Origin of the sequence: Thalassotalea sediminis, assembly GCF_030295915.1 — a bacterium.
GTDB classification, from domain to species: domain Bacteria; phylum Pseudomonadota; class Gammaproteobacteria; order Enterobacterales; family Alteromonadaceae; genus Thalassotalea_C; species Thalassotalea_C sediminis.
Genome location: NZ_AP027361.1, coordinates 1,096,644 through 1,119,674, shown reverse-complemented (window position 1 = coordinate 1,119,674; position 23,031 = coordinate 1,096,644). Strand labels below are relative to the sequence as shown.

The 23,031-nt window shown below is 37.8% G+C and carries 15 protein-coding genes and 1 tRNA gene; 5 read left to right on the top strand and 11 right to left on the bottom strand.

The window, feature by feature from the left end; genetic code table 11:
• Positions 1–8: 8 nt before the first annotated feature.
• The 11 genes from QUE09_RS05005 to queA all read right to left on the bottom strand — a co-directional run bounded on the left by QUE09_RS05005 (position 9) and on the right by queA (position 16,276).
• Entirely contained in the window at positions 9–2,693 is a 2,685-nt protein-coding gene (locus tag QUE09_RS05005; RefSeq protein WP_286235107.1) for a TonB-dependent receptor plug domain-containing protein, read from the bottom strand.
• Between the two features lie 76 nt (positions 2,694–2,769).
• Positions 2,770–4,371: a beta-helix domain-containing protein gene (locus QUE09_RS05000; protein ID WP_286235106.1), complete on the bottom strand. Its 1,602-nt coding sequence runs from the start codon at positions 4,369–4,371 to the stop codon at positions 2,770–2,772.
• Positions 4,372–4,967: 596 nt separating this feature from the next.
• Positions 4,968–5,399, bottom strand: coding sequence for a hypothetical protein (locus tag QUE09_RS04995; protein ID WP_286235105.1), 432 nt, complete (start codon positions 5,397–5,399; stop codon positions 4,968–4,970).
• A 439-nt stretch (positions 5,400–5,838) separates the two neighbouring features.
• Positions 5,839–8,571 carry a TonB-dependent receptor gene (locus QUE09_RS04990; protein ID WP_286235104.1) on the bottom strand — a complete coding sequence of 911 codons (2,733 nt, stop codon included), beginning with the start codon at positions 8,569–8,571 and terminating at the stop codon, positions 5,839–5,841.
• Between the two features lie 390 nt (positions 8,572–8,961).
• The gene (locus tag QUE09_RS04985) at positions 8,962–9,813 is read right to left on the bottom strand and encodes a MurR/RpiR family transcriptional regulator (protein ID WP_286235103.1); all 852 of its coding nucleotides are present in this window, start codon (positions 9,811–9,813) and stop codon (positions 8,962–8,964) included.
• 281 nt (positions 9,814–10,094) lie between these two features.
• Complete coding sequence (locus QUE09_RS04980; RefSeq protein WP_286235102.1) at positions 10,095–10,529, bottom strand: hypothetical protein; 435 nt, start codon at positions 10,527–10,529, stop codon at positions 10,095–10,097.
• A gap of 265 nt (positions 10,530–10,794) precedes the next feature.
• Complete coding sequence (gene secF, locus QUE09_RS04975; protein ID WP_286235101.1) at positions 10,795–11,742, bottom strand: protein translocase subunit SecF; 948 nt, start codon at positions 11,740–11,742, stop codon at positions 10,795–10,797.
• Positions 11,743–11,752: 10 nt separating this feature from the next.
• The gene (gene secD, locus QUE09_RS04970; protein ID WP_286235100.1) at positions 11,753–13,600 is read right to left on the bottom strand and encodes a protein translocase subunit SecD; all 1,848 of its coding nucleotides are present in this window, start codon (positions 13,598–13,600) and stop codon (positions 11,753–11,755) included.
• 52 nt (positions 13,601–13,652) lie between these two features.
• Positions 13,653–13,988 carry a preprotein translocase subunit YajC gene (gene yajC / locus QUE09_RS04965; RefSeq protein WP_286235099.1) on the bottom strand — a complete coding sequence of 112 codons (336 nt, stop codon included), beginning with the start codon at positions 13,986–13,988 and terminating at the stop codon, positions 13,653–13,655.
• 33 nt (positions 13,989–14,021) lie between these two features.
• Positions 14,022–15,155, bottom strand: coding sequence for a tRNA guanosine(34) transglycosylase Tgt (gene tgt, locus QUE09_RS04960; RefSeq protein ID WP_286235888.1), 1,134 nt, complete (start codon positions 15,153–15,155; stop codon positions 14,022–14,024).
• 74 nt (positions 15,156–15,229) lie between these two features.
• A complete protein-coding gene (queA, locus tag QUE09_RS04955; RefSeq protein WP_286235098.1) occupies positions 15,230–16,276 on the bottom strand; it encodes a tRNA preQ1(34) S-adenosylmethionine ribosyltransferase-isomerase QueA in 1,047 nt (348 codons plus the stop codon).
• Between the two features lie 202 nt (positions 16,277–16,478).
• On the opposite strand from queA, the gene aceK reads away from it, so the two are divergent.
• From aceK to rimI, 5 genes are all read left to right on the top strand, one after another.
• Positions 16,479–18,188 carry a bifunctional isocitrate dehydrogenase kinase/phosphatase gene (gene aceK, locus QUE09_RS04950; protein WP_286235097.1) on the top strand — a complete coding sequence of 570 codons (1,710 nt, stop codon included), beginning with the start codon at positions 16,479–16,481 and terminating at the stop codon, positions 18,186–18,188.
• A gap of 263 nt (positions 18,189–18,451) precedes the next feature.
• A tRNA-Trp gene (locus QUE09_RS04945) sits at positions 18,452–18,528 on the top strand.
• Between the two features lie 339 nt (positions 18,529–18,867).
• Complete coding sequence (locus tag QUE09_RS04940) at positions 18,868–21,981, top strand: EAL domain-containing protein (RefSeq protein WP_286235096.1); 3,114 nt, start codon at positions 18,868–18,870, stop codon at positions 21,979–21,981.
• A gap of 69 nt (positions 21,982–22,050) precedes the next feature.
• Positions 22,051–22,452, top strand: a complete 402-nt coding sequence (locus tag QUE09_RS04935; protein WP_286235095.1) for a DNA polymerase III subunit psi — start codon at positions 22,051–22,053, stop codon at positions 22,450–22,452.
• A 38-nt stretch (positions 22,453–22,490) separates the two neighbouring features.
• The gene (rimI, locus tag QUE09_RS04930; RefSeq protein ID WP_286235094.1) at positions 22,491–22,949 is read left to right on the top strand and encodes a ribosomal protein S18-alanine N-acetyltransferase; all 459 of its coding nucleotides are present in this window, start codon (positions 22,491–22,493) and stop codon (positions 22,947–22,949) included.
• The last annotated feature ends 82 nt before the right edge of the window (positions 22,950–23,031 follow it).

Below are 23,031 nucleotides of genomic sequence, written 5' to 3'. Positions count from 1 at the left end.
ACGCAAGATTAAAACTCGTAGGTATAGCTCAAGCTAATACTGGTACCCACTTCTTTCTCACGTACAATAACACCGGATTGCGTTACCTCTTGCGATTCATCCAGTAAATTCTTCACTTTCAGTTTCACTTTAGAGTTAAAGTCTGGGTAATACGTATATACAAAATCTAATGCATGAAACGGTTGTTCAAGCGCATCTTCTCTTCCACCAACACCTGAGGCAATAATACGATCACCAAATACGTTGTAGACTAGCGATCCCGAATGGTTACCATTTGCTGAATCATAGTTTAACTGCAAGTTTACTACATATTCAGAGTGTCCATTCATTCGTTTAGTTGGGTTGGTCAAGTTACCAGCAAGTGCTGGATTAATGCTTACTTCAGAATCACTTAGCGTAACATTACCTGAGGTAAAAAAGCCATCCGCCAACATGTTTAAGTCGTACATCCATTCAAACTCAATACCTTTCACTTCACCCGTTTCACCGTTAACAAATGTTGCTGAGTAATCTTCATCACCTACTTGCAATACCGTTTCAATCGGTGAGGTAATGTCTTTGAAAAATGCCGCTACCGTGAAGTTATTACCGTTTTCAGCGTAGTACTCATAACGTAAATCATAGTTTTTAATCGGGCTAGACAGTAAGCCAATACGACCAAAGGTACGAATATCGGTTAATGGGTCATAGTAGGCTACTGGTACCACTTCACGAAGATCTGGTCGAACAACAGTTTCACCATAACTTGCACGAATTTGATAGGTATCATCACCCAAGTACGTGAACGCCAATGAAGGATAAACATCATCTTCACTGATACTACCCGCTTCAATTTTTTCTGGAGAATAGAAAATATCTAAGTCTTCTTTAGTAAAAATTAAGCTTGAGGTACCAATAGAACTTTGTTTGAAATCTTCGTAACGAACACCACCACTAATGCGGATTTTATCGTAGATTAAATCAAACGAGCCATAAGCGGCATCCACTTTTTGCGCCGCTAAATAATCGTCAGCATCCGGTGCTGTTGGCTCATTAAAATCCACTAAAATACGTTGACCAGCTATAAAGTCATCCGTCAAATAACCACTTGTTGTTAACGGTGAAGAACCATCTTCATTAACAACGATTCCAGTCCCTGCTTGATTATTTACTGCAAAGCTAGACGTCGTATAGTGACGACCGCGGTCTGAAAAATCATAACCTGCCTTTAACTCAAGTTCATAACCGTCACCATAAACAGGTAAGGTTAAATTACCACCGTATGATTTAACGCGATCTTCCATATCCGTGAAAGCAAAAATCACGCGGTTGTCATCACCGGTAATGTTTGAATTAACGTAAGTACTATTATCAAAATTATCGCGAAATTTGTATTGTGCGCTGAATGGAATGTCGGTTTTCGCTTTTGACTCAGTATATTGCCAATCAGCACCTAATCCCCAGTAATCAACGAAGGTATGTTGACCAATCACTTGAGAAATATTTAATGTTCTTTCTTCATAATTAAAATCATGGAAGCGGTTTGCACGACCGTCGTTAGCAATAGTAAATACTGTACTACCTGCTGGACTTTCTTGTTGCGCAACTTCTAATTCATCTTCATTATCCTCAAGATAAATATTGTTCCATGAAATTGAATGCGTGCCAAAAGTATAACCTAAGTTTAACACACCGGTAATACGCTCATTTTCAGTGGTAACTGTTGAGTTCTTAACCGTGTTATAGCAAGAATTAGCTGCGTCATCGGCATTTTTCAGTGTTGTTGCACAGCCCTTTTCAACATCTTGTGCGATCACTGCAGTTTTTTGAGTTGCAGAATCCCAATCGTTGTCATACGCAACCGAGGCTAAAAAGCCAATACGACCACCAAAAAAGTCTTCATCAAAGCTATTACCGATATGACCTTTAAAATCATATCCTTTATCGAGTGATTCTTCCTTAATTGCCAAATCTCGTGGTAACGATCTTAATAAATCATTGTTAATGGCAATTGCTTGCTCAGAGACCGTTTGATTATCGTTATCTGTTAAGCCATTACGCTTAATAATATTGTCGATAGCAAAGTTTCCACGGTATTGTACAATCGCCTCTTTTAGGTTTGATGGAATACCACCTTTAGGTCTATCGTAAGTAAATCCTTCATCTGCACTTGAGTCATAGCTCAACCCAGCTTCAAAGCTCGCAGTAAAATCACTTGGTACTGACTTTGTACGAATGTCGATAGCACCACCACCAAACGCTGCAGGCATATCCGCAGAGAAAGCTTTTTGTACTGCCATGCTTTCGATAATACTTGAAGGAAAAATATCTAATGGAACAACATTACGTGTTAAATCAGGACTAGGGATATTTGCGCCATTAATACGAGCACTTGAATAACGTTCACCTAAGCCGCGTACATAAATGAACTTGCCATCGACTAACGTTAGGCCGGTAACCCTTCTTAGCGCTGAGGCAGCATCACTATCACCTGTACGAGACATTTGTTCTGCCCCCAAAATATCGGCAACGAATGCTTGGTTTTTACGCTCAGCTATTACCGCTGCTGCACTACCTTGTAAACGAGTAGCTTTAGCAACAACCTCTTCCATCACTTGCTCTTCTTGATCTTGAGCGATTGATGCGTTGGTATAACTGAACAAACCTAGCCCCACTGCTACTGCTAATTTTTGGAGTTTATGTGGATTTGTCATTTTTCGTTCCTAATTCAGTCTTCAATAAAAAGGCGCCACGTGGATGATTGGCGCCTAATTGATGTGGTATCAGTGATTAATCGTTATCAGCTGCAGTTACTGCCGCTTCAACCCACTTATACCATGCTGAACTTGTATCTTGGTCTGAGACAGCACCAATGTAATTAACTGTATCGAAAAAGCTTGTATCTAAGCCTGATAAGTCATTTGCAGCTATGGTAACGTCAGCTGAGCTCGTGTTTGTTGCAAAGCCATTTTCAGCAAGCACATCTGCATTGCCACCAACACGCTCATTTACGCCACCGTTCTCGTACCATGCTTCTACTGACATTCCAGCCGGCATTTGTGTCGCATCTTTGAACTCTCCAGCACACGCTAGCACAGAGTTTTGGAACGAGATCTCAGCAGCATTTTTTAAACCATCAGATTTGAACTCTATACAACTAGTACCGTTTGTCGCATCTGTTTTAACAGCTAAAACATTGTAGTAATTTGTCTTAATAGCGTCGTCAAACTTGTGTGCTTGAGAAGGATCTTCATCTCTTACAGACTCACCATCAGTTGTAATTACCGTGACATTGGCGATTGTTGGGAAAGAAGCAGGAGCTTCATCATAATCCGCGCCGCCGTTTTTCTCGCCATCTGTTTCAAAGCCATTATTACCCATGTAAGCAATTGCGCCGTCACGCGTTGTTACCGTACCGTGCTTGACGAATAAGAATTGCGCATTACCTTGCCAGCCAGCATCAATATCGATTGCATCATCTTGCGTATCTGTTACAACAATATGTTTAATATTCGCTGCACCACCGAAGAATTCGATACCATCATCGTAACCTTGGTGAATGTGAATGTAGTCAAATGAAGAGCCAGAGCCAACTGCATTTAATGTTAACGAGTTTAAGTCATCACCTTCTCCACCTACTCGAGGACCTGACCCCGCGTACCAAATTTTAGCCCATTTGATGTTACCGCTACCATCAGTGTTATCGTTACCACCGAAGTAACTTGTAATACCTTCAGAAGCAACATTACAGGTATCTGCAGCACGTTGAGCGTTAGTACATTGGTTCGTTAAACCGTTACCATTGATGATAATGCCACCCCAGTCAGCATACTGTGCACCTTTACCTTCAAGATCATGACGGTCGTATGCGAAAGCGGAAGTAAATGTAATTGGCTTGTCTGCCGTACCAACTGCTTGAATTTTTGCACCACGTGCAATACGAATAATCGCTTCACCTGATTTAAACGCTAAAGTCGCACCTGGCTTAACCGTCATTGTTGGACCGTTAGTTGGCACTGTAAAACCATCGTCTGTGCGCCCGTCTTCACCTATTTGTAAAGCATCTTCAAATACGTGAACACCGCCATCAGGTAATTCTTCAAACGTTAGGTTTGATGTAATAGAAATATTTTTACTTGCAAAAGAATCGTTATATAAACAATCTTTGCCATCAAATGTACCTTCAACGGTACCTGCGTCAGACTCGTAGCTTGCACACTCTACTGCGTCTTGCTGGCCAGAGTTGCTTGTATTGTTTGAATTATTAACACTATTATCTGTAGTAGTGCTGTTGTCGTTTACTGTAGGATTGATTTTGATATCGCCGCCACAACCAACTAATGCTAATGCACAAGCAACCGCACTGACTTTAAATAATGATTTCAATTGCATTTCGTTAACTCCGAAGAATATTATTGTAAATTGTTCAAACTGACTAAGCGAAGCTCTCACAACGTCCTGTCACGAAAACTTCACTTAATCAGCTTGATTAAAGTTGAGCGTTATCCTACGGATGAAAAATGACAGAATTGTTTTAGAAATATGTACTTTTTGTTTCGCAAAAATGACAAAGAGATGACAACATATCGAAAAATATTGCTAGCAATCAGAGTAAAAGCATTACTCTGATTGCTTTAAGCGACGACATAATATTAGCGATAAATTACGTTCAGGAAGTTTGCTTAGTCTTAAGAAGCGCAAGGTTTAGTTGAATTATTGTAAACAAACTAAGCGCATATCAATGAAAGTTACATGCGTTAGTTTTATTACTGTAAATACTCGTGAAAAGACGTTTAATTTGATTGAAACCAGTATGACAAAAGACTGCCAGATGCCATAGTACAACATATCCGTGCTAAGCATTACCGAGCTGTATGCGACCTAATTCAAAACATTACAATTTAACGACAACAATAGAAAAACAGCAGACAAAAAAAAGCCACGCAGAAAGCGTGGCTAAAAAACGTGTATAACAACGTTGGGGAAACTTAGATACCTGCTCTTTGCTTTGCAAAAGATTTAATTTCTTTACCATTACAAACGATACGTTCTAGTGCTTTATTGTGTTTTTTCAATAACGCTTTATAGCCTTCTTGTGCTGCTAAGACACAAAGCTTTGACTCGGCAGACTGATCAGCAGGTACTATTTTAACTACCTTCGTTTTAACCGTGTTAATTGCAGGTGACGCAAACTGTTTAATAGAAACACCATTACAAGAGTTCATATGTAATGTTTGAGCATATGTCTTACTAACAGTCAGGGCTTCTTGGTATGCAGCCGAAAAACCTTTAGTAACGGCCGTTACACATAACGATGTTTCAAGTGACTTGTCAACACCAACAAACTTTGCATTATCACTAATGGCATTTGCCGCAGTTGCAGTCAACAATAAAGAGAAACCTAAAACTAACTTTTTCATAACTACTCCAGTAAACAGTTGTTGGGGGGTGTCGATTAAAATAACTAGAGTAATTATACTAATTAATTTTCCTTTTTCAAGTAATTTATGTAATTAAATTACAGAAACAGCAATTAATAACTAATTAAACTTAAAAAACCCCAGATATTAGGTAAATATATTACATAAAAGTAATATATTTACATGCGTATATACAACTTAATAGCAATTATTAGTCTATTTAATAAGTTCTTTACTTCAGAAAGGTAAATTATTGACTCGGATCCCACTATGTCAGTGAGTTAAATACAGCATTATTAATGGAGAAAGATAAAGATATGAACCTACTCATTATTGGCATAAAAGAGAGGTCTGTTATTTAACTCACAAGGCTAAAATACATTCATTAAAAAAGGAGCGTTAAAACGCTCCTTTTTTTTGTTACAGCTAACGCTAATGATTAAAATGAATAACGCACACCTAGTAACACTCTTCTATTGAGATCCGTAACACCATAAGGTAAATACCCCGTTTTATGGACAAACGTTTTCGCAATAATATTTTCATCCGCTAAATTCAACACCTGCAATTGTATCTGCAAGTTTTCATTAACACTATAATTAGCAGATAAATCTAATTGACCGTAATCATCAATAAAGCGCGGCTCTCCAAAGTCATCTGATGTTTGCGCCAAATAACGCTCTCGCCAAGCATAAGATATCTTGGCATCTAATGTGCCATCATCATAATATAATGAAGCATTAAAACTTGTTGGCGATAAACCAGGCAGCCCAGTGCTTCGAACATCATTTTCGATACCAAAATCAGCATCACTTGAGGTTTTAGTGTAGTTCGCTAAGAAACCAAAATTTTGTAATACCCCCTCTGGTGCAAAACTAAAAGGCTGTTGATATGAAAGTTCGAACCCTTTAATTGAGGCTGATGCGCCATTTGACGGCTGTGTAAAGAACACATCACCATTAAAGATCTCTGGGCTTAACTGCGTCACAAAATCACGATTAGCCGTAAATGTTGTGGTATCTATAAGTCCATCGAGATCTTTTCTAAAGACATTAGCAGCAAGTAGCGCTTCATCACCAAAGTACCATTCGATACTTAAATCAAGGTTATCTGAAGTAAACGGCTTTAAATCAGGGTTTCCGCGCTGTCCTGTAGCAGAGTTAACATCTGGTGCAAAAATACGCTCAGAAGGTGCAAGATCTGGCAGGTTTGGTCGCGTTAGTGTTTTTGAGTAAGCCGCTCTTACTAATAACTCTGGAGATAATTCATAACGTAGGCTAGCACTCGGCAATAGCTCAGTGTAATCACTAGCAAAAGAAATGGCGTCAATTCCACCCAATGCAGTGGTAAAACCATCAATATCTTGATCTGTTTTTACATACCTAACGCCAACATTGGCAGTAATATCGTCCCAATCAAAATCTACCTTAACGTATGCATTTAATATTTTCTCTTCAACATTATAAGAATTAAGTGCAGCGGAACTTGCTCGATTTTGTACAGATGTACCTGGAATTAATGACTGACCCGTTGGTGAAACCTCACCGTTAACAAACCAAACATCCTGATATCCATTAGGATCTACTGAAAACATTTTGTTAGTAAAGCTTGGATCTGCACCATCTACATCGTAATCAAGCATAATCATCGAATCTTTAAGGCTTGGGCCAAGATTAGGGTTCCAACCAGCGTCACGACCAATACGATAATCTTGCTCGACAACATTTTTCTCTTGTATTGAATATCTAAAGCCAAAATCAACACGGCTTAAGTACTCATGATCAAAGTATCGAGTAAAATCAACTTTTGACGTCACTTCTTCTGCATCATCAACACTGGGTCGGAAAATAAGAACATTCAAAGAGAAGTCTTCTGGATTTGATGAAAAGTCAGTTAGTGTACTATTAAAGTCAACATAATCACCGCGCACATTATATGAAAGAATCCCTGGCACATTTGCGCCTGTTTCATTATTTAATTTAAAAGAAAGTAAAGATTGCTTTCTTTTCGCTTCTCGATTCGAAATACCAATATAAGGCGTTATTTCCCAGTTATCGTTTGGCATCCATTTGGCCGACAATGACGATTGGAAAAATTTATCATCAATATCCGTAATACGCGGGCCAACCCTATGTTGAACATTGTCAAAGCTCCCCGCAACAATAACGCCATTTTCAATGACTAAACTGTCTCTTAGTGCTTGTACACCGAGATGTTCTAAAGGAATATCGTTACGGTGTGCAGCTTTATGATTACTGAGTTCGGCGTAGATACTGTTAAAGGTAAATTCTAATGATTGTGATGGACTATACTGTAGAGCTAACGTTGCTGCGGTATTATCACGCTCTTCAATAAATGAATATAACCTTGTGCCATTAGCAACCAGTGCAGACCCTAAAGCTGAATCAGCATCAACACTAGGATCGATGACCGATAATGGACGCCAAACACCATTTTCCGCACCATCAGTTCTAAAGTCACCTTTAGAATGCGCAACAGCAACGGCATAGCCAAACTTATCATCAATGTTATTACTTAGTGTTACAAAAGCTCTTGGATCTATATCGTTTGTTTTATCATTATAATTTCCCTGTAGTGACGAGGAAAACTTTAAGCCTTGATGCTGAAATGGTTTAGGTGTTTCGAGTGTAACAACCCCTGCTAGCCCACCTTCACTTTGGCCGGCGTCTGATGATTTTGTAACAGTAGCATTGCTAAAAAGTTCTGAAGGTAAAAGCTCAAAGCTGAAACCTCGGCCACCACCATTCGTTCCTAATCTTCCTGCGCTACCACCACCGGGTGCTGACATACCATTAATTTCGACTCGCGTAAATTGAGGCCCAAGACCACGAACATTAATTTGTGAACCTTCACCATTTTGGTTTCGATTAATAGTAACACCAGGAATTCGTTGTAAAGATTCAGATAAGTTCATATCGGGAAACTTACCAAGATCTTCTGAACTAATTGAGTCTGACACGTTACTATTTAAATATTTATTATTTAAAGACCTTACAATGCTTCCTCTTACCCCTTTAACTGTAATAACTTCTACGTTTTCTTCTTGAGCACTGTCAGTCTCGGCATTAAAAGCATACACTGCATTAGAATGACCAAACGTGATACCTAAACACATTATTAAATATGATTTTTTAAATCTGACGGATTCCATTTACTTCCCCCTAAGTTTCCTCTAGCCCTGCTTTCACACAGTTTTATTTTTGTGAAAATGTCGATTCGCACATTAATGTTAAAAAATAACACAACAAAAAGAACATTCGTGTTAATAATAAACATGCAACGTATATAATTTCAACAAATAAATGTAAAAATGTAACACAAAATAAATAAATTAAAGGTTACTTAGTAACAATTTAGGAATAAGTCAATAAATATCAACACATTAAACAAATATGCTTTTAAACTAATATTTAGTATTTCTATGATGAATAGTAATGAGGTTTAAAACTGAACAATGTTGAGGTAAAAGGCCGCGAAAAGGCTAGCAAAAGCGACCACTTGTAGAAAAGCGTGAATTCAATGTACTAATGTTTAATCTAGGCTAATCTCCTAAAGGTAAGCGATCAGCACAACCGCGATATTGATCTAACTGTACTTTCAATCGTCGTAATTTTTCTCGTGATCTTCGTTGATTTTTTACCGCTAAATCACTAGCCAAGATATCAATCGCTGCTAACATTACATAGCGTGATGCACTTGGTTTAAAGATGTAGTCACCTTCATGTGTTTCAATTGGCAAATGGATATCAGCTAATTCTGCAAGCGGCCCACTGGGGCAAATGGTAATAATATTAGCGCCATAATCTTTTGCAATTAATGCGGCATTTTGTACGTCAGGGCTAACCCCCCCCAAAGAAAGACACAAAACTACGTCTCCCTTATCAACCGTTGCAGTTGTCATTCTCATTAACATGGGATCGGAATAAGCATTACTCTTGAGATCAAGCCTAAACAACCGGTTATGGCACTCTTGAGCCATAATTGAGCTACCACCACCTACACCCAATATCAGTGTATGGCCTGCTTCGGTTATCAATTGGCTTGCAAGATCAATATTTTCATCCGTGATCAAACCAGCATTGAGTGCAAGTATCTCATGTATCCCTTGGTATATCGCTGGAATTTCTTTCTTTTCAACTTGCTCGTTGCTATTAAAACGTTCACCAACAGCCGCTGATTGCGCAACTTTAAGTTTTAATTCACGTACATTCTTACAGTCTAAAGCCTTTGCAAGTCTAGAGATACTGGTATTACTCGTGTTTGCTTTCTTTGCCAATTCACTTATTGTTGCATTCGCAGCGTAACTTAAATCACTTAATATAAGTTTCGCGACTCGCTGCTCTGCGGGCCTTAAGTGAGATAGTCTGTCTCGAATTGCAGAAACGATATCCATAATGTATTAACTCTGTATAAATCGTTGAGAAGATACTGACACCAATCATTGATGTTTACCTTATCTCTCATTTATTCATATTTAGATGCATATGTGAAGAAAAAGCAGGAATTTATTTACAAATGATACTGAATGCGATTTGTAATTAATAAAAAATTTGTGCAGTTTAGCGTGTGCTTAACATGGTTAAATTATTGCAATTAAATTTGATGATATTGATACTAAAAAGCCCTGACCGTTAACTTCAGGGCTTTTTAGTATAAGTATTACAGTAGAAAATATTAACTATTGTGAGCTTTTGCAAAATCGACTATATTTTGACCGTTACATGACACATTACGTAATGCATATTTTGATTCACTCGCTAACGCCACTAACCCGAAATTAGCCGCTCTTGCACATAAACGAGATTCAAATGAACGATCAGCTGGCACAGCTTTAACAGTTCTATCAACAACAACTGTTACCTTTGAAAACTGTTTTGCAAACTTTTTAATCGACATGCCATTACAGCTTGTTAACGAAAATGTATGTGGAGATAAACTATCAATTTTTAATGCTTGATATTTTGCAGCAGCAAAACCTTTAGTAGCAGCAGTAACACATAAATTTGTTTCTACTGAGCTATCTTGAGCAATGAACTTCGCATTGTCACTAATTGCGTTTGCAGCTGTTGTAGCCAAAGCTAACGATAAACCTAATACTACCTTTTTCATAACTACTCCAATATGAATAAATCTAGGGTGATGTGTAATCGCCGGCAATTATACGGTTGAGCATTTTTTAAGCAATAGATTTTCGCATTATATTATTTAGTGTTCTTGAAGCCGTAACCTTAAGGAAAAAATATCCAACAAGTTAATACTATTCATATAGTTACATATAAAATTTTCAATTATTCACATTAGTTTATTTTATTGAAAAACAAAAAAAGCTGAGACATGCTCAGCTTTTTAACTTTACATTAACGTTATTGCTACGTTAAGGCATTAATACATCCTGATCTGCACCTTCTTTTTCAATAACTTCTGGAATTAAATCTTCTTTTGAAATTCCGAGTGCGAGTGCAATTGAACTTGCTACATAAATAGACGAATAAGTACCAATAAATACACCAAATAATAGTGCTGTAGCAAAACCGTGAATTAAAGCACCGCCTTGAAAAAATAACGCTGCCAATACAAGTAAAGTTGTAATCGACGTTATAAAGGTACGGCTTAATGTTTGCGTTAGCGATATATTAATAATTTCCATTGGCCCACCTTCGCGTACTTTTCTAAAGTTTTCACGAATGCGATCTGAAACAACAATGGTATCGTTTAATGAATAACCTATTACCGCTAGTATCGCCGCCAGTACTGTTAAGTCAAACTCTAAACCAAGCACTGAGAACAAGCCAAGCGTTAAAATAACGTCATGAAATAACGCAATTACCGACCCTAATGCAAAACGCCACTCAAAGCGAAATGCGACATAGACTAAGATACAAATTAGCGCCGTTAACATTGCAAGACCACCTTGCTCCGTTAACTCATCACCGACACTTGAACCAACAAATTCGATACGTCTCATATCAAGCGTTTGTCCTGAACTATCTTGTAACAACGTTAGGATTTGGTTACCAAGCATTTCAGCTTTTACGTCATCTTGAACTGCTAAACGAATAACAACATCACGTGAGCTGCCATAATGCTGAACAACCGCACCTTCGAAACCAGCGCTTTCCATTACTTGACGAATTTCATTTAAGTCAGCCGCTTTCTCATAGCCCACTTCAATCAGTGTACCGCCTGTGAAATCTAGACCAAAATTCAATTTATTGACTGCAAATGAGGCAAATGCCGCAATCATCAATAAAGCGCTAAAAATCACCGCTACTTTTCTAAAGCGCATAAAGTCGACAGTTTCTTTCAATTTTAATAGTTGCATAATTAAACCCCTAGATTGAAAGCTTATCGAGACGTTTACCGCCCCATACGCTGTTCACAATTGTACGTGTACCAATAATAGCTGTGAACATTGAAGTAATAATACCAATCGACAATGTTACCGCGAAGCCTTTTATTGGCCCTGTACCAACAGCAAAAAGAATGATTGCTGCAATCAAAGTAGTGATATTAGCATCTAATATCGTTGAAAACGCCGCGTCATAACCTTGATGTATCGATTGCTGAACTGACTTACCACTGCGTAACTCTTCACGGATACGCTCAAAAATAAGTACATTAGCATCGACTGCCATCCCCACGGTTAACACAATACCAGCCATACCTGGTAACGTTAATGTTGCACCAGGGATCATTGACATTACGCCGACTATTAACACTAAGTTAGCTAACAGTGCCATATTGGCAACAATGCCAAAGGCGCGATAGTAAATAAGCATAAAAATAAATACGAGTGCAAAACCACCGACAATCGCTTGTAAGCCAAGTTCAACGTTTTCGGCACCCAAAGATGGACCAACGGTACGCTCTTCAACGATTTGGATTGGCGCAATTAATGCACCTGCACGTAATAGCAATGCTAAGTTGTGAGCTTCAGACTGGCTATCTATGCCCGTAATGCGAAAGCTTTTACCTAAACGACCTTGAATGGTAGCAATCTGAATAATCTCTTCATTCTTTTCAAATATTGTATTGCCTTCGCTGTCTTTACGCTCAGTCGGTTTATACTCAATGAAAACCGTGACCATTGGCTTGCCAACGTTTTCTTTAGTCGCATTAGACCATTTACTAGCACCTGGAGAGTCAAGCGTTATATTCACTTGTGGACGAGAATACTCGTCAAAACTCGAGCCGGCATCTACAATATGATCACCCGTTAACATAACACGCTTTTTAACCAATGAAGGTCGACCATTTCGGTCATAAAGCAATTGTGAGTTAGCAGGTACTCGGCCATTAATAGCGCTGTTTAGATCACCTTCTGAATCTAACATACGAAATTCAATAGTTGCCGTTGCATTTAAAATTTCTTTTGCTTTGGCTGTATCCTGAACACCAGGTAACTCGATGATGATATTTTTCTGACCTTGGCGTTGTACTAAAGGCTCAGCAACACCTAATTCATTCACACGATTACGAATGATAGTGATGTTCTGTTGCAACGCATACTCACGAATTTCTTTGAGTTTTTGCTCTGTCATCGTTACTGAAAGCGTCATTTCATCTTCATTATCAGCAAACAATAAATCACGATAGCGCTTCTTAAGTAACGATTCGGCATTATCTATGTCTTCAATATTTCTGAAAGAAATAACAACACCATTATCTTGCTTTTTAACACTACGGTAGCGAATTTTTTCTTTACGTAGATCGCTACGAAAGTCGCCAATCATACCTTCTTGTGCTTTTAGTTCAGCTTCATTCATGTTGACTTCCATGGTAAAACTAACGCCACCACGTAAATCTAAACCAAACTTCATTGGTGTACCGCCAATGTCTGCTAACCAATCTGGCGTTGCTGGTGTTAAATTTAATGCAACTGAGTAATCATCACCTAACGTTGAATCTAATTCGTCCCGCGCTTTAAGCTGTTGCTCTGTATCACTAAATTTTACTAATACTTGACCATCTTCAAGTGCAATACTAGAAAAGTCTATTTGCTGTTCTGTTAATGTTGCTTTTACTGAGTCTAATGTTGATGCAGTTGTTTCTACACCACGTAACCCTGAAATTTGAACTGCGGGATCTTCGCCGTATAGGTTGGGCATTGCGTACAATGCACCAACACATACGATAAAGAGCACCATCAGTTTCTTCCACAATGGAGAATGGTTTAACACAATATTATCCTAAGTTTTAAAATTATGTAGACAAACTGTCTTGGGAAAAACCCTATAGGTTTTTCATTGTGCCTTTAGGTAAAACCGCAGAAATTGCAGCCTTTTGCACTGTTACTTCAGTCGTGTCAGCAATTGTAATAGCGATAAAATCTTTATCATCAGATACTTTAGTAATCTTACCCACTAAACCGCCTTGTGTTAATACTTCATCACCTTTCGATAATTCAGACATCAAGTTTTTATGCTCTTTTACACGCTTTGCTTGTGGACGATAAATCATGAAATAAAACACTAAACCGAAAACAAGCAACATGATGATCATTTCCATGCCACCACCTGGTTGCGCTGGAGCGCCTGCTGCATGTGCAGTACCGATTAATAAACTCATAATATCCTCTTACTTCTAATTGTTATTAAATGACTAAACTTGTTTACTACCTTGCGCCAACGGAGGTACCGGTAACGAACGCAAAGCATAAAATTCTTCTACATACTCTTCCAATTTACCTTGTTCTATCGCATCACGTAATTCTTTCATTACGCGTTGGTAAAAACGCAAATTATGAATGGTATTTAACTGAGACCCTAATATTTCATTACATTTATCTAGGTGATGTAAATATGCGCGAGAATAATTTTTACAGGTATAGCAATCACATTGCTCATCTAATGGTCCCGTATCTGTCTTATTCTTTGCATTTCTAATTTTTACCACACCCGTCGTAACAAACAAGTGACCATTACGTGCATTTCGCGTTGGCATTACACAATCAAACATATCAATGCCGCGACGAACACCTTCGACTAAGTCTTCAGGTTTTCCTACTCCCATCAGATATCGGGGTTTATTTTCTGGGATCAAGGGCGCTGTATGATCTAATATTCTGACCATATCTTCTTTCGGTTCACCAACAGACAACCCACCAATAGCATAACCGTCAAAATCTATCGCTTTTAACCCATTAATAGATACCTCACGCAAGTCTTCATACATACCACCTTGCACGATACCAAACAGCGCGTTAGGGTTCTCTTTATGTGCATCTTTGCTACGTTGTGCCCAACGCAAAGATAGCTCCATAGACTCCTTTGCTTCTTGATGTGTTGCTGGATAAGGCGTGCATTCATCAAAAATCATCACGATATCAGAGCCAAGCTTACGCTGTACTTCCATTGAGCGTTCAGGCGTTAACATAATTTTTTCACCATTGACTGGCGAACTAAACTTAACACCTTCCTCGGTGATTTTTCGCATGGCGCCTAAACTAAACACTTGAAAACCACCCGAATCTGTTAAGATAGGCTTATTCCAATTGATAAAATCATGTAAATCACCATGCTGCTCAATAATATCAGTGCCAGGGCGAAGCATTAGATGAAACGTGTTGCCAAGAATAATCTCAGCACCGATTTCTTCTATTTCTTCACTTTTCATGCCCTTAACAGTGCCATAGGTGCCAACAGGCATAAACGCAGGTGTTTCCACCGTACCACGTGCAAACGTTAACCTGCCACGGCGAGCTTTGCCATCTTTTGCAAGTAACTCGTAGGTCATTGCTTTCTTTTGTGTATTATCTGTCATTTTACCTTCCTGCCCACTAGCGAAACAGGCCAGCGGCGTATTAAAAGTTATCGAGTGCGATGTGTTAAAAACATCGCATCGCCATAACTAAAAAAGCGATATCGTTCTGATACCGCATGTTTATATGCAGCCATGATATTATCATAGCCAGCAAAAGCGCTTACTAACATTAACAGTGTTGACTCTGACAAATGAAAATTTGTCACAAGCGCATCTATTAATTCAAATTGGTAACCAGGCGTAATAAAGATATCAGTATCACCATAAAATGGCGATAGTACTTGTCCTTTCTCTTTAGCTGATTTTGCTGCACTTTCTAAAGAACGAACAGAGGTTGTTCCTACTGCAATTACACGTCCGCCACTTTCTTTGGTCTGAGTAATTTTATCAATTACATCCTGCGGTACTTCGGCATATTCTGCATGCATAATGTGATCTTCAATCCGTTCTACACGAACTGGTTGAAAAGTACCAGCACCCACATGAAGCGTAACAAAAGCAGTATTAACACCCTTTTCTTTTATACGTTCAAGCAACGCATCGTCAAAATGTAAACCCGCCGTTGGCGCAGCAACTGCGCCTGGTTTTTCGTTGTACACCGTTTGATAACGTTCTTTGTCACTTTCTTCGTCGGGACGATCAATATAAGGAGGCAATGGCATATGACCAATGTCTTCGAGTACACTTAACACCGTATCTTGATGTGAAATTTCGATTTCAAAAAGCGCATCATGACGAGCGACCATCGTTGCTGATACTGTGTTTTCTAATATTAACTCTGTACCAGGCTTAGGCGATTTACTCGCACGAACATGAGCCAAGAATCGTTTATCGTCAAGTATACGTTCAACTAATACTTCAACTTTACCGCCAGACTTTTTTTGTCCAAACATCCGCGCAGGGATAACACGTGTATTATTGAAGACTAACAAATCGCCAGCATTTAACTGTTCAACAATATCAACAAAGTTAGCATCTTGTAGCTTGCCCGTATTCCCTTCTAACACCATTAAACGGCTAGCCGTACGATCAGCTTTAGGGTAACGAGCGATTAGCTCTTCAGGTAAATCAAAAGAAAAATCAGCGACACGCATAGAATAAATAAGACTTCATAAAGGACAAAATAAACCGCGTAATTTTAGAGCGCTAAGTGACTAAATTCAAGTAAAACTAGGCAGTAGAAGTGATTATCACCAATATTTATAGTGACTATATATTTGAATTAATCGGTAAAACGCTGTTAAGTATCGTATTCTGTAGTTCACACAAGATTATTTATGTATTTAAAGCCTGATTATGTTTAATCCTCGCACAAAAGCAATTGCAAGAACGATACTCAATGGATTTGAGCGACATATTCATTTATTTAGTCAACTGACTCAATCGGCAAAATCTCGCTTTGAAAACTGTCAATGGTTAGATATACAAGCGGCTTCAAGAGATCGCACTGACTATTTTGACTTACGTGTTCAAGAAACACTTGCCACAATACGAGGCGACTTTTGTATCAAAGACTTAGATGAAACATTATGGCGCCGTGTTAAACAATTTTATATCGAGTTGCTACAAACGCACCCGCAAGCTGAATTAGCAGAAAGTTTTTATAACTCTGTTTTTTGTCACCTTTTCGACCGACGTTATTACTGTAATGATTTTATCTTCGTTGAATCATGCTTAGCAATTGACCGCAGCACAGAGACCATCTACACCCGTTATCCAATTAATGAGAAAGGTTTATGCCACACGATTACACACATTATTGAGCAAGCCGACTTTGACCTACCCTTCACTAAGATAAAAAAAGAAGTTAAAGCGTTAATTAAAATCTTTATTCAGCACCCTGTTCTTTCACAGTTTCCACTATCAGATATAGAGATTGATATACTAAACTTTACTTTTTATCGTAATAAAGGAGCCTATATTATTGGTCGAGTATTATCGCCTGCAGGAAACACGCCTTTTATTGTTCCTATTGTAAACAAAGAGCAGGACGGTTTACACATAGATGCTCTCCTTACTGATGAAGAAAATATGGCTGTCGTTTTTGGTTTTGCACGATCTTACTTTTTCGTCGACTGTTTACACCCAACAGCCTTAGTTAACTTTTTACAAACACTTATTCCTCACAAAACCAGAGCGGATCTATATTCAGCTATCGGCTTCCATAAACAAGGTAAAACACAATTTTACCGAGATTTTCTCCAACACTTGGACACAAGTAATGATCAATTCATGCTTGCAGAAGGCATTAAAGGAATGGTGATGTCAGTGTTTACATTACCCTCTTATCCATATGTTTTTAAAATCATTAAAGATCATTTTTCACCGAGTAAAAGTGTGACTAAAAAAGAAGTTAAAGAAAAATACCGCTTAGTTAAACTTCATGATCGTGTTGGCAGAATGGCTGACACAATGGAGTACTCGCAAGTTGCATTTCCTAAACATCGTTTCTCTCAAGCATTACTCGAAGAATTACTTGCAGTAGCACCGAGTTTAATAACGATTGAAGATGAGTTGATTATCATCGAACATGTTTACATTGAGCGTCGCATGACACCGCTTAACTTATATTTGGCAAAAGCCAATGAAGACGAAATTGACTATGCCATGCTTGGTTATGGCGAAGCGATTAAACAATTAATAGCAGCCAATATTTTTCCCGGTGATATGTTATTAAAAAACTTCGGTGTTACGCGTCATGGCCGTGTCATTTTTTATGACTACGACGAAATAACTTATATGAACGAAGTTAATTTTCGACAAAAACCGGAACCAGTCACTGAGGCACAGATTTATGCATCTGAACCGTGGTATTCCGTTGAACCTGGCGATGTTTTTCCAGAAGAAATTGCGACCTTTGCCTTAGCAAACCCTAAGTATAGAAAAGCATTTCTGCGTTATCACGCTGATTTACTCGAAGCAACCTATTGGCAACAACGACAAAAAGACGTTGCTCGTGGTGAAGTCGCAGATGTATTTCCTTACCCTGAAGCATTAAAAATTTAACGGTACAATCAGACTTATTTAGTTGACGAGGTGAATTTTAAAGTAAGAGTGAGTATCTTTAAGCACAGGTTTCATAACAACCTAACCGCAACAGAATGCATGTTAGCTTGTTCAAACAACAAATAGCACAACTGACATCGCTTAAATTGTGTGCAGTTTTTTTCTCAATATTGCAAGGTTGCACATTAAATAGCCGAACGAAACAAAAGTTCAAATTTCCTCTTTACCTTTGCTCATCCATGAGTATAATTCTCATCCGTTGCAGGGGTATAGTTCCAATTGGTAGAACAGCGGTCTCCAAAACCGACGGTTGGGAGTTCGAATCTCTCTACCCCTGCCAATTCTTTTCTTATTTAGTTTTCAATCAGAAACATTCTCGTTACAGTTGACCATGGCCATCTATTGCAAGATAGGCATAATGGAGCAGTTAAAATAGCATACTAATCGCTTATTCTTGTTTTAGTACTTAAAGCGATATAACCTGTACTGTTTAAATTTAAAACAATAGCTGTGTTTTAATGATGCCTGAGCCTATAGTCAACTATTTGTCAATTTTGTAACATAAATTACTCAACTAATTTATTAGCACGACAAAAGAGACAAGTAATCAGTCATGCTAATCTAACTTCGCTAATGTGGGATGATCTGACCGATAATGAAAAGCTTACTGTTCGCATGTGTGATTACAATACTAATATTGCCATCAAATAGTTTGGCACAAAGTATTTATCGCGATCTTAGTAATGAGAGTTTATATAAATCCCTATCGAATAAACTTAATAATCACCAGCTTAACAACCTAGAAAAGCTTAAGTTTTTACAAACCTTTATTACAAATTTGCCAATAAATCAGCATAAACAGATTGCTGCACTCGCGCGCGTAAAAGCAATGATGATTGCAGCACAAGAAAATAACGAAGCCAAACTATTACATTACAAACGCCAACTCACAGACATCAAGCTTACACCAAATGAACAACGCCAAATTAATATACTAGCTAGCATCGCCGAAATTGAATTGCTCCGTATTCAAGACAAACACGTTTTAGTTATCGCAAAGGCAAAAGCATTGTTAACGAAATTAGAGAAACTAAACGTTAACCCAACGCAAAATTTCGTTAATTCAACATTAACCATATCTGCTAATGATAAAGCATATTTGCTGTTCATGATCGCCAATAGTTATTTCGTCACAACAGATTATGAAGATGCACAAACACATTTATTAGCGGCTATTTACATTTATGAAGAAAACAAAAACCTTGAAGGGCAAGCGACCGTATACAATAGTTTAGCCATGTTAAGTTGGGCACAAAGAAACTTCAAAAAAGCACTATCCCAAAACGCAAAATCACTTAACATTGCACAAACGCTTGATAATGAAAACTTAATCATAAAAGGACTACTCAATAAAGGCATATATTTTCAAAACTTACGTCAATTTGATAATGCGCTAGCAACATTTAACAAGTTGCTTGACCACCCTAATATCGCACAACACCCAGAAAGGCATATAAAAGCACTACTCGCTAAAAGTGATACGCTGCAAAATGTCGGCTTATATAACGACAGTGAAGCATTTATTCAAAAAGCACTATTAATTGCTACGTCCCATAACGACAATGTCAACTTATATACTGGAAAAATAGCCCTAGGTAATTTGCTTTTACAGCAAGAAAAGTACGATCAAGCACTCACCTTTTACCGCTCCGCTGAAGCGTACTTTAAGCATAATCAACAACCGAGACTACATAGTGTTGCACTACGTTCACTAAGCCACTTTTATCAACAAAAACAGGATTATAAACAGGCACTTTCTTATTATAAGCAATACACGAGTTTGCAAATTGAGATTTTAGAAACCGCACAAAAAGCCTCTGTATTGCACCTGAATGAACAGTTTCAAGCAGAAAACAGAGAAAAACAGATTCAATTACTACAACATGAAAGCCAACTACAGCAAGCAAATATCACCCAAGCGGAATATCAAAAACACTTTCTTCTAATAATGGTAATTACTAGTGCCGTAATTATTATTCTGCTTTTTAATCGACGCTATAGTAAGAAAGAAGCTTATAAGCTAAAAAAAATGAATAATGAAATTGCAGCAAATGAAAAGCAATTAATGTTGCTTTCTTATGCATTTAAAAACACATCTGATGGTGTTTTCATTACCGATAGTGAGTTTCGAATTGAAGCTGTTAACAATGCATTCGTACAAATCACGCACAAGACAAAGCACCAAGTTATTGGTAGAAAAGTAAACTTTGCTCCCGTTAATGGCCAAGAATTAAATTTAGCGGAAAGTATCATGCTTCAAGCCAAATTAGCAGATACATGGCAAGGTGAATTGTATGAACAACGTTCAAATAATGAAATTTACCCGCTTGAATTAGAAATAGAAGCGATCAGAGACGACCAACAGGAGATCATTCACTATTTAGGTGTATTTCGTGACATTACTGCACGTAAAAAAGCGCAAGAGCAGTTAACTCGCCTAGCAACCCACGATGATTTAACGGGTTTGCCAAATCGAGTGTTGCTTGAAAACTTGATAAAACAATCTTGTTTAAATGCTAAACATTCTAACAAACTTCCTGCTTTCTTATTATTTGAAGTCAATAACTTTAAACAAATTAATGATTCATATGGCCATCAGTTTGGCGATACATTAATTTGTGAAATCGCAAACAGGTTAAAGTCCACGCTGTATAAAAAAGATGTCATTGCAAGAATAAATGGCGCTGAATTTGGCGTTTTAGTTGAATTAAATAACCCAAACCATAGTGCAGTAAAAATCGCTCAAAAGATACTTTCAACGTTCGACAAGCCATTTGAATGCAGTGATATCTCACTGACAATAAGTGCTAATATGGGCATCGCACTTTATCCACAAGATAGCGACAATGCTCAAGAGTTACTGCGAAAAGCAGCTATCGCCATGCTTGATGTTAACAAGTCAGAAGGTCTCTTCTATCGATTTTTTGAAAGTAGTATGAATACTGCTGTAACAAAACAGCTTGAGCGCGAACAACAATTATTAAACGCCATTAACAATCAATATTTTGATTTTTACTATCAACCTATTGTTGATCTAAAAACAAATACAATTGTGGGTGCTGAAGCGTTAATTAGGTGGATTGAACCTGATGGTACTATTATTTCACCTGCTGAATTTATCCCGCTTGCAGAACAATGCGAATTAATTGCACAAATAGATCGCATTGCAATAAAACATGTATTTGATCAAGTAGCCCGTTGGCATGCAGCCAAAGTCAACTTTGGTACTGTAGCCATTAATCTATCAGCGCAAATATTTTCTTCGCCTAACGAATTATTAACGATGCTGCAAGCAAAATTAAGCCAAACGGGTATATCCCCCGAGACGATTAAATTTGAAATTACAGAAGGGATGTTACTCACTAACGTGCAAACAGCCATTAAGACCATGCGTGATATCAAAGCGCTCGGCTTTAAATTGTCATTAGATGATTTTGGCACCGGCTTTTCTTCATTAAATTACTTGAAAAAGTTCCCTATTGATTGCCTTAAGATTGATAAAAGCTTTATTTTTAACTTACATCATAGTGATATCGATCACAGCATTGTTAGCGCAATCATCTCTTTAGCTAAAACATTAAAACTACAAGTAATTGCCGAAGGAGTAGAACTTGCCGAACACAGAGACTTATTAAATGCAATGTCATGCCAACAATATCAGGGTTACTATTTTAGCAAGCCTTTAGCACTCGAAATGTTCGAATTAAAACTAAAAGAAAATAAACCCATTTGATAATTCGCCTTAACAATAAGTGACGAGCCACTTATACTATCAATTAATAATCCCTAATTTTCATTCACTATGACTATCAACAAGAAACAATTTGTCTATTTGCAAGAAATGGGGATCCCACTATGGCAAAGAAAATCTAATAAACAACCAGCCCTTAGTGAAGAAGCAATACAACAACCTGATACCACTGATGAAGATCTCGTCATTAATATTGAAGACGTTATAAATCAGCGTCTATTTCTAGATACTATCCTTGCCCTAAACTTACAGCCCGCTGATTTCACGCAAGTCTCACCCAATAAACTACAGTGCGATGACTTTATTTGGCAATTCAATAATAATGAACATCTAGAATATACGCATAACGTGTTATCAACGCCTGTTCTATCTGCTTTTATCGATAATCCAAAACTAAAAAAACGTCTTTATCAACAACTAGTTAATAATGAATCAGTTAACATTCATCATTAATTATTGCTCATTATTTACCCTCATAAAGCTAACCATTCATGAAAAATATCAATACGCAACTCGACTTTGACATTATCACGCCGCAAATCGTGCCAACGCTATTAACCATTGAAAATAATTGCCACAGCCACCCATGGAGTGAACAAACATTTAGATCATGCGTTGGAGGTCGTTATTTTGGATTTTTTGCCATGCATCAAAATGAAATTATCGGTTTTTACATTGCAGATTTAGTGGCCGATGAAATCACCTTAATGGATATTTGTATATCACCGAAATTTCAAGGCAAAGGCTTTGGTAAAGCATTAATGGCACATTTAAATCAACAGGCAATTAATAAACAAGCGACAACGATTTTACTAGAAGTACGCGCTAAAAACATTTCGGCATTAATGATGTATATCAATGATGGCTTTATCGAAGTTGGTAGACGAACTGGCTATTACCCAAGTGATATAGGTTATGAAGACGCCATTGTTATGAAGAAAACACTCTAGTCAATTATTTGTACCATCCAAGGTACTCACCTGCTTTTCAGGCCAACTGATGTTATTCAAAAGTGTTCCTAACACTTATGTG